The organism is Pseudomonas reidholzensis (genome assembly GCF_900536025.1).
Classification (GTDB): domain Bacteria; phylum Pseudomonadota; class Gammaproteobacteria; order Pseudomonadales; family Pseudomonadaceae; genus Aquipseudomonas; species Aquipseudomonas reidholzensis.
On sequence record NZ_UNOZ01000030.1, the window covers coordinates 18,784 to 31,701 of the forward strand.

Here is a 12,918-nt window from a genome sequence, read left to right on the forward strand (position 1 = left end):
CTCCACCGAATACACGAATCACGAGAAGCGAACCACCATCATGATGCGCAGCCATTATTGCGGCCAACTGAACGAGAGCCTGGACGGCCAGGAAGTCACCCTTTGCGGCTGGGTCCATCGTCGCCGCGACCACGGCGGGGTGATCTTCCTCGACATCCGTGATCGCGAAGGCATGGCCCAGGTCGTGTTCGACCCGGATCGCGCCGAAACCTTCGCCGCCGCTGACCGCGTGCGCAGCGAGTACGTGGTGCAGATCACGGGCAAGGTGCGCAAGCGCCCTGAAGGTGCGGTCAACGCCAACATGGCGTCCGGTGGCATCGAGATCCTCGGTTACCAGCTGACCGTGCTCAACGAAGCCGAAACCCCGCCGTTCCCGCTCAACGAATACTCCGACGTCGGCGAAGAAACCCGCCTGCGCTACCGCTTCATCGACCTGCGTCGTCCGGAAATGGCCGAGAAGCTGCGTCTGCGTTCGCGCATCACCACCAGCATCCGTCGCTTCCTCGACGAGAACGGCTTCCTCGACGTCGAGACGCCGATCCTCACCCGTGCCACCCCAGAAGGCGCGCGCGACTACCTGGTGCCGAGCCGTACCCACGCGGGCAGCTTCTTTGCCCTGCCGCAATCGCCACAGCTGTTCAAGCAGCTGCTGATGGTCGCCGGCTTCGACCGCTACTACCAGATCGCCAAGTGCTTCCGCGACGAAGACCTGCGTGCCGACCGCCAGCCGGAATTCACCCAGATCGACATCGAGACCAGCTTCCTCGACGAGTCCGAGATCATGGGCCTCACCGAGAGCATGATCCGCAAGCTGTTCAAGGAAGTGCTGGACCTGGAGTTCGGTGACTTCCCGCACATGACCTTCGAAGAAGCCATGCGCCGCTACGGTTCCGACAAGCCAGACCTGCGCAACCCGCTGGAACTGGTCGACGTTGCCGACCAGCTCAAGGATGTCGACTTCAAGGTCTTCGCCGGCCCGGCCAACGATCCGAAGTGCCGCGTCACCGCCCTGCGCGTGCCCGGCGCCGCCAGCATGCCGCGCAGCAAGATCGACGAGTACACCAAGTTCGTCGGCATCTACGGTGCCAAGGGCCTGGCGTACATCAAGGTCAACGAGCGCGCCAAGGGCGTCGAAGGCCTGCAGTCGCCGATCGTCAAGAACATCCCTGAGGCCAACCTCAATGTGATCCTCGATCGCGTTGGCGCGGTCGATGGCGACATCGTCTTCTTCGGTGCCGACAAGTTCAAGGTGGTCAGCGAGGCCCTGGGCGCACTGCGCATCAAGGTCGGCAACGACTTCAACCTGCACACCTGCGAGTGGGCACCGATGTGGGTCGTCGACTTCCCGATGTTCGACGAGAACGAAGACGGCAGCTTCTCTGCGCTGCACCACCCGTTCACCGCGCCGAAGTGCTCGCCTGAAGAGCTCGAGGCCAACCCGGCCACCGCGCTGTCGCGTGCCTACGACATGGTGCTCAACGGCACTGAGCTGGGTGGCGGTTCGATCCGTATCCACCGCAAGGAGATGCAACAGGCGGTGTTCCGTCTGCTGGGTATCGAAGCGGCAGAACAGGAAGAGAAGTTCGGCTTCCTGCTCGACGCGCTGAAGTTCGGTGCACCGCCGCACGGTGGCCTGGCCTTTGGCCTGGACCGCCTGGTGATGCTGATGACCGGCGCCCAGTCGATCCGTGAAGTGATCGCCTTCCCGAAAACCCAGAGCGCCGCGTGCGTCATGACCCAGGCCCCAGGCCTGGTCGACGCCAAGGCCCTGCGTGAGCTGCACATCCGTCTGCGCGAGCAGACCAAGGTCGAGTAAGCGCGACCCGGGTGCATCCGCGCGGGTGCACCCACGCGCTTCGGCGCAGATTTCTTCGTGTTCCGCCCTTCGGGGCGGAACCTGTTTCTGATTCAAGGATTCGGAGTCGTTATGGCTGGTCATTCCAAGTGGGCGAACATCAAGCACCGCAAAGAGCGCCAGGATGCCAAGAGAGGCAAGGTCTTCACCAAGTGGATCCGCGAGCTGACCGTCGCGGCCAAGCAGGGCGGCGCCGACCCCGCGTCCAACCCGCGTCTGCGCTTGGCCCTGGACAAGGCCCTGGGCGCCAACATGAGCCGCGACATCATTGATCGGGCGGTAGCGCGCGGCGCTGGCACCAACGAGAGCGATGACGTCGAGGAGCTCAGCTACGAAGGTTACGGCCCAGGTGGCGTGGCCATCATGGTCGAGGCCATGACCGACAACCGCAACCGTACCGCGGCAGCCGTGCGCCATGCGTTCTCCAAGTGCGGCGGCAACCTCGGCACCGACGGTTCCGTGGCCTACCTGTTCGAGCGCAAGGGGCAGATCAGCTTCGACGCCGGCATCGATGAAGATGCCCTGATGGAAGCGGCCATGGAGGCCGACGCCGATGACGTGGTCAGCAACGACGACGGCTCGTTCGACGTCTTTACCTCCTTCAACAGCTTCTATGCGGTGCGTAACGCCCTCGAAGAGGCAGGCTTCAAGGCCGCCGACGCCGAGATCGTGATGCAGCCGACCACCAGCGCCGAGCTGGACCTGGACGGCGCGCAGAAGGTCCTCAAGCTGATCGACATGCTCGAAGACCTGGATGACGTGCAGAACGTCTACTCCAATGCGCAGATCTCTGACGAGATCATGGAGCAGCTGGGTTAAGGTAGACTCCAGAGGCCCTTGGGCCCGTCAGTCAGTCTTCTAGTGCGTGCACTGGCCTAATCGCGGGCAAGCCCGCTCCTACAGTGATCATCGGGATTACTGTAGGAGCGGGCTTGCCCGCGATTAGGCCAGTGCCGCCAACGAGACCCTCACTGAGACAATGCTGTCCCTCATTTTTCAACTTGCAGGCGCTATGACTCTGATTCTTGGTATCGACCCCGGTTCGCGCATCACCGGTTTCGGCGTGGTTCGCCAAACCGCGCGTGGTTGCGAATACGTGGCGTCGGGCTGTATCCGCACCGGCGCCGGTGAATTGCCCGAGCGGCTGCAGATCGTCTTTCGCGGCGTCAGCGAGATCATCCAGCAGCACGGCCCGGTGACCATGGGGATCGAGCGGGTGTTCATGGCGCGCAACCCGGACTCGGCGCTCAAGCTCGGTCAGGCGCGGGGTGCGGCGATCGTCGCGGCGGCCGAGGCGGGCCTGGAAATCGCCGAATACAGCGCCACCCAGGTCAAGCAGGCCGTGGCCGGCACCGGGGGTGCCAATAAAGAGCAGGTGATGCTGATGGTCATGCACCTGCTCAAGCTCACCCAGAAGCCGCAGATCGACGCCTCCGACGCCCTGGCCATCGCCTTGTGTCATGCCCACACCCGTTCCAGCCTGATCCCCCATGGGCTGACCACGGCGCGGCGGCGCGGCGGGCGCTTGCGTCTGTAGTCGCTTCATGCGCTGATACACATTTTGACCGGGTGAAGCGTTCACTCGGCGCATTTGCTGATAGGGTTGACCGGTCGTTGACCGGCGCCCGTGAGGAAGGATCAAAACGTGATTGGACGTTTGCGCGGCACCCTGGCGGAAAAACAACCGCCGCACCTGATTATCGACGTCAATGGCCTGGGCTACGAGCTCGAGGTGCCCATGACGACCCTGTATCGCCTGCCCAAGGTCGGCGAGCCGGTCACCCTGCACACCCACCTGGTGGTGCGCGAAGACGCCCATCTGCTCTACGGCTTTGGTGAAAAACGCGAGCGTGAGCTGTTCCGCGAGCTGATCCGCCTCAACGGCGTCGGCCCGAAGCTGGCGCTGGCCTTGATGTCCGGCCTGGAAATCGACGAGCTGGTGCGTTGCGTGCAGGCCCAGGACGCCTCGGTGCTGGTGCGTGTGCCCGGGGTCGGCAAGAAGACCGCCGAGCGCCTGCTGGTCGAGCTCAAGGACCGCTTCAAGGCCTGGGAAACCTCGCCCTCGATGTTTGCCCTGGTTTCCGATGGCCCGGCCCCGGTGGGCGGCGCGTCCACTGCCGAGGCCGATGCGGTCAGCGCGCTGGTGTCGCTGGGCTACAAGCCCCAGGAAGCCAGCAAGGCCGTGTCCGCGATCAAGGACAAGGCCGGCCTGAGCAGCGAGGACCTGATCCGTCGCAGCCTCAAAGGGATGATTAGCAAGTGATCGAGACCGACCGACTGATCGCCGCCTCCGGCCGCGACCGCGAAGAGGTGCATGACCGCGCGATTCGCCCGCTGAGCCTCGATGAATACATCGGCCAGCCGGTGGTGCGCGAACAGATGTCGCTGTTCATCCAGGCCGCCCGTGGCCGCAGCGAGTCGCTCGACCACACCCTGATCTTCGGTCCGCCCGGCCTGGGCAAGACCACCCTGGCCAACATCATTGCCCAGGAGATGGGCGTGTCGGTCAAGAGCACCTCGGGGCCGATCCTCGAGCGGCCGGGTGACCTGGCGGCGATGCTGACCAACCTCGAGCCGCATGATGTGCTGTTTATCGACGAGATTCACCGGCTGTCGCCGATCGTCGAAGAAGTGCTGTACCCGGCCATGGAAGACTTCCAGCTGGATATCATGATCGGTGAAGGGCCGGCCGCACGCTCGATCAAGCTCGACCTGCCGCCGTTTACCCTGGTGGGCGCGACGACGCGCGCCGGCATGCTGACCAACCCCCTGCGCGACCGCTTCGGTATCGTCCAGCGGCTGGAGTTCTACAGCGACAAGGACCTGGCCACCATCGTCACCCGCTCGGCCGGGATCCTCGGCCTGGTCATCGACCCCTTGGGCGCCTTCGAGATCGCCCGCCGTGCCCGTGGCACCCCGCGGATCGCCAACCGCCTGCTGCGCCGGGTGCGCGACTATGCCGAGGTGCGTGGCAAGGGTGAGATCACCAAGGCCGTGGCCGACCTGGCGCTGAACCTGCTGGACGTCGACGAGCGTGGCTTCGACCATTCCGACCGGCGCCTGCTGCTGACCATGATCGAGAAGTTCGACGGCGGGCCGGTGGGGGTCGACAACCTCGCCGCAGCGATCAGCGAGGAGCGCCACACCATCGAGGATGTGCTCGAACCCTACCTGATCCAGCAGGGCTACATCATGCGCACGCCGCGCGGGCGTGTGGTCACTCGGCATGCCTACCTGCACTTCGGGCTGAACATTCCCGGGCGCCTGGGCGATGCCGGAGATTTTTCCGATGCGACCGATGAATGACAGATCGAATCGGGGTTTTCGTGGTCCTACCGCAGGCATGCCCATGGCGCGCTGGCATTAAGACATTATTTAAGCAAAAACAGTTGCCCGGGCGGATTGGCAAGCTGAGGAGTAAGCACTAGAGTATGCGCGCGCAAAATGGGCTTGAATCGTTCGCACACCGCTGTCGCGTCTATTACGAAGATACCGACGCAGGTGGCGTGGTGTATTACGTCAACTACCTGAAATTCATGGAGCGTGCGCGCACCGAGCGGCTGCGACACCTGGGCTTTTCCCAGCATCAACTGGCCGGGCAGAACCTGTTGTTCGTGGTTCATTCCACCGAGGCGCGCTACCACGCGCCGGCACGCCTGGACGACGAATTGCGGGTAACCGCGCAGGTCGTCGAGGTGAACCGCGCCAGCCTGCGCTTCGTGCAGCAGGTCTGGCGCGAACAAGATGCAACGCTGCTCTGCGAAGGGCAGTTCCTGGTGGCCGCCGTGCGCGCCGACACTTTCAAACCCCGAGCCATCCCCCCAGCGCTGCGCGACGCCTTCCTGGCGGGCGGCACGGGTACTCAATCGAATGCAGGAGAATAAGCGTGGAAGCTAACGTCGTCGACCATACCTCCATGTGGAGTCTGGTCAGCAATGCCAGCATCGTGGTGCAGCTGGTAATGCTGATCCTGGTGGCCGCCTCGGTCACCTCATGGATCATGATCTTCCAGCGCAGCACAATGCTGCGCGCCGGTCGTCGTGCGCTGGATGCCTTCGAGGAGCGCTTCTGGTCAGGCATCGATCTGTCCAAGCTGTACCGCCAGGCTGGCAGCAACCCCGACCCGGATTCCGGTGTCGAGCAGGTCTTCCGGGCCGGTTTCAAAGAGTTCTCGCGTCTGCGTCAGCAGCCGGGTGTGGATCCCGACGCGGTCATGGAAGGCGTAGGCCGGGCCATGCGCGTGGCGATCTCGCGTGAGGAAGAAAAGCTCGAGCAGAGCCTGCCGTTCCTCGCCACCGTTGGTTCGACCAGCCCGTACATCGGTCTGTTCGGTACCGTGTGGGGCATCATGAACTCCTTCCGCGGCCTGGCTTCGGCCCAGCAGGCGACCCTGGCCACCGTGGCTCCGGGCATCGCCGAAGCGCTGATCGCCACTGCCATCGGCCTGTTCGCGGCGATCCCTGCGGTCATCGCCTACAACCGTTTCGCCGCACGCAGCGAAGTGCTGATCGGTCGTTACTACACCTTCGCCGACGAGTTCCAGGCGATCCTGCACCGTAAAGTGCATACCAGCGAAGAGTAATCAGGTAGAAACCCATGGGACGAGTTCGCCACAAACGCAAGCCGGTCGCCGAGATGAACGTGGTGCCCTACATCGACGTGATGTTGGTGCTGCTGGTCATCTTCATGGTGACCGCGCCCATGCTCAACCAAGGGGTGAAGGTCGACCTGCCCAAGGTTTCCAGCGAAGCCTTGCCGCAGGACAACAACGTCCAGATCCTGACCATCTCGATCAAGTCCGACAAGACCTACTACTGGAACCTTGGCAGCGAGGTCGACACCGACAAGCAGATGGACAAGGCCATGACCTTGCCGGACATGACCAGTGCAGTGACCAAGATCATTGCCGCCGGCCGTGACCAGGGCAAGCAGACCCAGGTCTTCATCCGTGGCGACAAGGCTGTCGATTACGGCTCGGTCATGGGCGCCATGGGCGGGTTGCAGAAGGCCGGTGTCGGTAACGTTGGCCTGATTACCGAGGCGCCCTGATGCAGCAGCGAGAGCCATCCGCCTCGGAAAGCTTGTTCTGGCCCAGTGTCTGGGCCATCGGCTTGCACGTGCTGGTGTTCGCGATGCTGTTCGTCAGCTTCGCCATGACACCTGAGCTGCCACCGTCCAAGCCGATCGTCCAGGCTACGCTGTACCAGCTCAAGTCCAAGAGCCAGGCGACCACCCAGACCAATCAGAAGATTGCCGGGGAAGCGAAGAAAACCGCTTCACGCCAGACCGAAGTCGAGCAGCTGGAGCAGAAGAAGGTCGAGCAGGAAGCCGTGAAGGCCGCGGAACAAAAGAAAGCCGACGCCGCTCAAAAGGCTGAAGAGGCCCGCGAAACCGCCGAGGCGAAAAAAGCCGAGGAAGCGGCCAAGACAGCTGAGGCCAAGAAGGCTGCCGAGTCCAAGAAAGCCGACGAAGCGAAGAAGGCCGCTGAAAAGCAACAGGCCGACATCGCCAAGAAGAAAGCCGAAGAAGAGGCGAAGAAAAAAGCCGAAGAAGAGGCCAAGAAGGCGGCAGCCGAGGACGCCAAGAAGCAGGCGGCCGAAGACGCCAAGAAGAAAGCAGCTGAGGACGCCAAGAAGAAGACGGCGGCCGAGGAAGCCAAGAAAAAGGCAGCTGAAGAGGCCAAGAAAAAGGCCGCGGCAGACGCCCAGAAGAAAAAAGCACAGGAAGCGGCCCGCAAGGCGGCAGAAGACAAGAAAGCCCAGGCCCTGGCCGAGCTGTTGTCCGACACCACCGAACGGCAGCAGGCTCTGGCTGACGAGCAGGGTGACCAGGTAGCCGGCGACTTCGACGACCTGATCCGCATGCGCGCCGCCGAGGGCTGGGCACGTCCGCCTTCTGCACGCAAAGGCATGACAGTGGTTCTGCAGATCAACATGCTGCCGGACGGCACCCTTACCAGCGTCAGCGTGTCCCGCTCCAGTGGTGACGGGCCCTTTGACAGCTCGGCAGTGGCTGCCGTGAAGAACATTGGTCGTTTGACCGAAATGCAGGGCTTGAAGCCGAACGAGTTCAATCCGTATCGTTCGTTCAAGATGACATTTACACCTGAGGATCTAGCGCTGTGATTAAACTCCTTCGAGGACTGCTGGTCATGCTCTGCTGCGTGGCAGGTATGGCCGTTGCAGAGGAAAAGAACATCCTGGTCACCAGCGGCAGCGACCGGGCCACGCCCATCGCGGTAGTGCCGTTCGGTCTGCAGGGTGGCAGCGTGCTGCCAGAAGACATGGCCGATATCATCGGCAATGACCTGCGCAACTCCGGCTACTACTCGCCGATCCCACGGCAGAACATGATCAGCCAGCCTAGCCAGGCCAGCGAAGTCATCTTCCGCGACTGGAAAGCCCTGGGCGCCCAGTACGTGATGGTCGGCAGCATCGTGCCATCCGGTGGTCGCCTGCAGGTCACCTACGCCCTGTTCAACGTCGCTACCGAGCAGCAAGTGCTGACCGGCAGCGTCGCCGGCAGCGTCGACCAGCTGCGTGACATGTCGCACTACATCGCCGACCAGTCGTTCGAAAAGCTCACCGGCATCAAGGGTGCGTTTTCCACCCGCATGCTGTACGTGACCGCCGAACGCTTCTCTGCCAACAACACCCGCTACACCCTGCAGCGCTCGGACTACGACGGTGCACGTGCAGTCACCCTGCTGCAGTCGCGTGAGCCGATCCTGTCGCCGCGCTTCGCGCCGGATGGCAAGCGCATCGCCTACGTGTCGTTCGAGCAGCGTCGTCCGCGTATCTTCGTCCAGCACATCGATACCGGTCGCCGTGAGCAGGTCACCAACTTCGAAGGCCTCAACGGTGCACCGGCCTGGTCGCCGGATGGTTCGCGCCTGGCATTCGTGCTGTCCAAGGACGGCAACCCGGACATCTATGTGATGAACATGGGTTCGCGCCAGATCAGCCGTGTTACCGCAGGCCCGGGTATCAACACCGAGCCGTTCTGGGGTAAAGATGGCAACACCCTGTACTTCACCTCCGACCGTGGCGGCAAACCGCAGATCTACAAGACTTCGGTAAGTGGCGGCAGTGCCGAGCGAGTAACTTTCGTCGGTAACTACAATGCCAACCCGAAACTTTCGGCGGACGAGAAGACGTTGGTGATGATTCATCGCCAACAGGGCTTCACCAACTTCAAGGTGGCGGCACAAGACCTGCAGCGCGGAAGTGTAAAGATTCTCTCCGAGACCAGTCTTGATGAGTCTCCCACTGTTGCGCCCAACGGCACCATGCTAATCTACGCCACCCGCCAGCAGGGCCGGGGAGTCTTGATGCTCGTCTCTCTCAACGGACGCGTGAGGCTCCCGCTTCCTACCGCGCAAGGCGAAGTCAGAGAACCGTCCTGGTCCCCTTACCTGAACTGATTGCGGCGTAACACGTTTTGCTTAACACACTGGGGTTTCATTAGGAGTTTCACGATGGAAATGCTGAAGTTTGGTAAATTCGCTGCGCTGGCTCTGGCCATGGCTGTAGCTGTAGGTTGCTCCTCCAAAGGTGGCGACAACGCCGGTGAAGGCGCTGTTGATCCTAACGCTGGTTACGGTGCCAACACTGGCGCTGTTGATGGCAGCCTGAGCGAAGAAGCCGCCCTGCGCGCAATCACCACCTTCTACTTCGAATACGACAGCTCGGACCTGAAGCCAGAAGCCATGCGCGCTCTGGACGTTCACGCCAAGGACCTGAAGTCCAACGGCAACCGTGTTGTTCTGGAAGGCAACACCGACGAGCGCGGCACCCGCGAGTACAACATGGCTCTGGGTGAGCGTCGCGCCAAAGCCGTCCAGCGTTACCTGGTTCTGCAGGGTGTTTCCCCTGCTCAGCTGGAACTGGTTTCCTACGGTGAAGAGCGTCCAGTTGCCACCGGCAACGACGAGCAATCCTGGGCTCAAAACCGTCGCGTAGAACTGCGTAAGTAAGTCCTATGCGAATGTGCCGCCGTGCTTTGACCGTCCTCGCACTCAGCCTGCCGCTCGCGGCCTGGGCTGAGGTTCCAGTAGTAGATGACAACGCGAGCAGTTATCCGCCCGCGGGTTATGGCACGAGCGGCGCCTATGCCGGAGCGGGGGCTTCGACCCCCGCTTCTGCACAGGGCCAGCTGTTCATGCAGCTGCAACAGATGCAAGACCAGCTTTCCCGCCAGCAAGGCATCATCGAAGAGTTGCAAAACGATGTGTCGCGCATGAAGCAGGAAAACCTGGAACGGTACCAGGATCTGGACCGTCGCATTAACAGTGGTGCCGCGCCTGCCGCGACTCCCGATAATTCTTCAACCGGTGGCGCACCTGATGCTGCCGCCGGTGCAGCTGCCGGCGCCGCCGCTGGCGCTGCCGCGCAACCCCCTGCCGCCAGTGGCGAGCCGGGTGATCCGGCGAAAGAGAAGCTCTATTACGATGCTGCTTTCGACCTGATCAAGCAGAAGGACTTCGACAAGGCCAGCCAGGCATTCAACGCCTTCATGCGCAAGTACCCGAACAGCCAGTACGCCGGTAACGCGCAGTACTGGCTGGGTGAAGTGAACCTGGCCAAAGGCGACCTGCAAGGTGCCGGTCAAGCCTTCGCCAAGGTCAGCCAGTCGTACCCGAAACACAGCAAGGTGCCTGATTCGCTGTACAAGCTGGCCGATGTCGAGCGCCGTCTTGGCCACACCGACAAGGTCAAGGGCATCCTTCAGCAGGTCGTTACCCAGTACCCCGGCACCTCCGCCGCGCAGCTGGCTCAGCGAGACCTGCAGAAGCTGTAAACGGCCTGCTTGAAAGAAACCCGCGCTTGTCGCGGGTTTTTTCGTTAGAATCTTTGCCCTTTTACGTAAACACGCTGCTGCGGATAACGCCTTGTCGAGTCCGCGACAGTGCCTGACGGAGGCGGACAGCCTGTTTAGCTGTCACGCCCGTGGCGATCATGCAAGATACCTTACGCATTACCGAAGTCTTTTACTCGTTGCAGGGTGAAACGCGAACGGCTGGGCTGCCCACCGTATTCGTGCGCCTGACCGGCTGCCCCCTGCGCTGCCAATACTGCGACAGCGCCTATGCCTTCACCGGCGGCACGGTGCGCACCCTCGATTCGATCGTCGAGCAGGTGGCAGGCTTTCGCCCGCGCTATGTCTGCGTCACCGGCGGCGAGCCGCTGGCCCAGCCCAACGCGTTGCCGCTGCTGACGCGCCTGTGCGATGCCGGTTATGAAGTGTCGCTGGAAACCAGCGGCGCGCTGGACATTGCCCGGGTCGACCCTCGCGTCAGTCGCGTCGTCGACCTGAAGACCCCAGGCTCTGAAGAGTCGCACCGCAACCGCTACGAGAACATCGAACTGCTGACCCGTAACGATCAGGTCAAGTTCGTCATCTGTTCGCGCGAGGATTACGACTGGGCGGTTTCCAAGCTGATCCAGTACAACCTGGAGCAGCGCGCCGGTGAAGTGCTGTTCTCGCCCAGCCACCATCAGGTGAGTGCCAGCGACCTGGCCGACTGGATCGTCGCCGACAACCTGCCCGTGCGTTTCCAGATGCAGCTGCACAAGCATCTGTGGAATGACGAACCGGGCCGCTGATTCAAGGGGAATCAACATGACTGACAAACGCGCGGTAATCCTGCTGTCCGGTGGCCTCGATTCGGCCACCGTGGTGGCCATGGCCAAGGCCGATGGCTATAGCTGCTACACCATGAGTTTCGACTACGGCCAGCGCCACCGTGCCGAGCTCGATGCGGCGGCCCGCGTGGCCCGTGATCTGGGAGTGGTCGAGCACAAGGTGATCGGCCTGAACCTCGATGGCATCGGCGGCTCGGCGTTGACCGACAGCAGCATCGACGTCCCCGAGGCCCCGAGCGAAGGCATCCCGGTTACCTACGTGCCGGCGCGCAACACCGTGTTCCTGTCGCTGGCGCTGGGCTGGGCTGAAGTGCTCGAAGCGCGCGACATCTTCATCGGTGTCAACGCCGTGGACTATTCCGGCTATCCCGACTGCCGTCCCGAGTTCGTCGAAGCCTTCGAGCGCATGGCCAACCTGGCGACCAAGGCGGGGGTAGAAGGGCAGGGCTTCCGTATCCAGGCGCCGCTGCAGAACATGAGCAAGGCGCAGATCGTCCAGGCCGGCATGGCCCGTGGTGTCGACTACAGCCTGACCGTGTCGTGCTACCAGGCCGACGACCAGGGCCAGGCCTGCCGCAAGTGCGACAGCTGCCGCCTGCGCGCTGAAGGCTTCAAGGCTGCCGGTGTCGAAGACCCGACCCGTTATTTTTCATAAATTTTTCTATGGGGTGTTGATTTCTCGTTAGAAATCAGTATTATACGCGCCATCGAACGGGTCGTTAGCTCAGTTGGTAGAGCAGTTGGCTTTTAACCAATTGGTCGTAGGTTCGAATCCTACACGACCCACCATCTTATGAAAAAAGCCCGCCTACTGGACAAGTAGGCGGGCTTTTTTTCGTCTGTTGCATTGTCAGCGTGCAACCGCTCTGTACCGTGGCGGGTCTTTCCATGGCTCCCCCGTTCTCAGATATACCTTGGTATATCTTCTCTGTCCTCACGTCACTTAAGTACACCCCAATGGCAGCTGGTCGCGCGTAGCGTCGGATGAGAAAATTCCGTCCGTCGCCTCATCGCGTCAACGCCCCCGGCCGGGTTCAGGCCGCTACCGAAGAGAACCGATCATGGACCCCGACCCTGCCCCTGTTTGGCGCCTTTGCATGCGCCATCCCAGCTTCCTCAAAAACATGATTATCACGTATCGGACACAGGCTCTGAGGCTCTCGCTCATCTGAACGCGTGAGGTGCCTTGGTGGCGGAGTGCCCCAAGGAAAACCCATGCGGCTTTACAATGTTCTCCCCCCGCACGCTCTACCTGTGTGCCGCTCGCGCCATCGCCCGATCCCACCCCTTCGCGATTCTTTCGCGCTGCTGGCGTTGCCCAGCGACCGGCCATTCGCCAATAGCCTGTCCAGCCGTGTCGGTTCAGGCCTACCTCGCCCACCCAGGCCACCGCAAACGGCAGTGCCCGGCGCCTGAGTC

At 62.2% G+C, this 12,918-nt stretch carries 14 protein-coding genes and 1 tRNA gene; all 15 read left to right on the forward strand.

The window, feature by feature from the left end:
- Positions 1-40: 40 nt before the first annotated feature.
- The 15 genes from aspS (at position 41) to CCOS865_RS19725 (ending at position 12,288) form a co-directional block, all read left to right on the forward strand.
- Positions 41-1,816, forward strand: coding sequence for an aspartate--tRNA ligase (gene aspS / locus CCOS865_RS19655; RefSeq protein ID WP_119143904.1), 1,776 nt, complete (start codon positions 41-43; stop codon positions 1,814-1,816).
- A 111-nt stretch (positions 1,817-1,927) separates the two neighbouring features.
- Positions 1,928-2,674, forward strand: coding sequence for a YebC/PmpR family DNA-binding transcriptional regulator (locus tag CCOS865_RS19660; RefSeq protein ID WP_119143906.1), 747 nt, complete (start codon positions 1,928-1,930; stop codon positions 2,672-2,674).
- Between the two features lie 193 nt (positions 2,675-2,867).
- Positions 2,868-3,392, forward strand: coding sequence for a crossover junction endodeoxyribonuclease RuvC (gene ruvC / locus CCOS865_RS19665; RefSeq protein ID WP_119143908.1), 525 nt, complete (start codon positions 2,868-2,870; stop codon positions 3,390-3,392).
- A 108-nt stretch (positions 3,393-3,500) separates the two neighbouring features.
- Complete coding sequence (gene ruvA, locus CCOS865_RS19670) at positions 3,501-4,118, forward strand: Holliday junction branch migration protein RuvA (protein ID WP_119143910.1); 618 nt, start codon at positions 3,501-3,503, stop codon at positions 4,116-4,118.
- Entirely contained in the window at positions 4,115-5,161 is a 1,047-nt protein-coding gene (gene ruvB / locus CCOS865_RS19675; protein WP_119143912.1) for a Holliday junction branch migration DNA helicase RuvB, read from the forward strand. The genes ruvA and ruvB overlap by 4 nt, the downstream gene beginning before the upstream one ends.
- Before the next feature lie 125 nt (positions 5,162-5,286).
- Positions 5,287-5,739: a tol-pal system-associated acyl-CoA thioesterase gene (ybgC, locus tag CCOS865_RS19680; RefSeq protein ID WP_119143914.1), complete on the forward strand. Its 453-nt coding sequence runs from the start codon at positions 5,287-5,289 to the stop codon at positions 5,737-5,739.
- Between the two features lie 2 nt (positions 5,740-5,741).
- Positions 5,742-6,437, forward strand: a complete 696-nt coding sequence (tolQ, locus tag CCOS865_RS19685) for a protein TolQ (protein WP_119143916.1) — start codon at positions 5,742-5,744, stop codon at positions 6,435-6,437.
- A 14-nt stretch (positions 6,438-6,451) separates the two neighbouring features.
- On the forward strand, positions 6,452-6,904 hold the full coding sequence (gene tolR / locus CCOS865_RS19690) for a protein TolR (RefSeq protein WP_119143918.1): 453 nt from the start codon (positions 6,452-6,454) through the stop codon (positions 6,902-6,904).
- A complete protein-coding gene (tolA, locus tag CCOS865_RS19695; protein WP_119143920.1) occupies positions 6,904-7,980 on the forward strand; it encodes a cell envelope integrity protein TolA in 1,077 nt (358 codons plus the stop codon). The genes tolR and tolA overlap by 1 nt, the downstream gene beginning before the upstream one ends.
- A 26-nt stretch (positions 7,981-8,006) precedes the next feature.
- The gene (tolB, locus tag CCOS865_RS19700) at positions 8,007-9,278 is read left to right on the forward strand and encodes a Tol-Pal system beta propeller repeat protein TolB (RefSeq protein ID WP_244216160.1); all 1,272 of its coding nucleotides are present in this window, start codon (positions 8,007-8,009) and stop codon (positions 9,276-9,278) included.
- 54 nt (positions 9,279-9,332) lie between these two features.
- Positions 9,333-9,830: a peptidoglycan-associated lipoprotein Pal gene (gene pal / locus CCOS865_RS19705; RefSeq protein ID WP_008090230.1), complete on the forward strand. Its 498-nt coding sequence runs from the start codon at positions 9,333-9,335 to the stop codon at positions 9,828-9,830.
- A gap of 5 nt (positions 9,831-9,835) precedes the next feature.
- Positions 9,836-10,654 (forward strand): tol-pal system protein YbgF, encoded by an 819-nt coding sequence (ybgF, locus tag CCOS865_RS19710; RefSeq protein WP_119143923.1) that lies wholly within the window; start codon positions 9,836-9,838, stop codon positions 10,652-10,654.
- A 158-nt stretch (positions 10,655-10,812) separates the two neighbouring features.
- On the forward strand, positions 10,813-11,460 hold the full coding sequence (gene queE, locus CCOS865_RS19715) for a 7-carboxy-7-deazaguanine synthase QueE (protein ID WP_119144842.1): 648 nt from the start codon (positions 10,813-10,815) through the stop codon (positions 11,458-11,460).
- A 16-nt stretch (positions 11,461-11,476) separates the two neighbouring features.
- Positions 11,477-12,154, forward strand: a complete 678-nt coding sequence (gene queC / locus CCOS865_RS19720; RefSeq protein ID WP_119143925.1) for a 7-cyano-7-deazaguanine synthase QueC — start codon at positions 11,477-11,479, stop codon at positions 12,152-12,154.
- A gap of 58 nt (positions 12,155-12,212) precedes the next feature.
- Positions 12,213-12,288: transfer RNA gene (locus tag CCOS865_RS19725), tRNA-Lys, on the forward strand.
- The last annotated feature ends 630 nt before the right edge of the window (positions 12,289-12,918 follow it).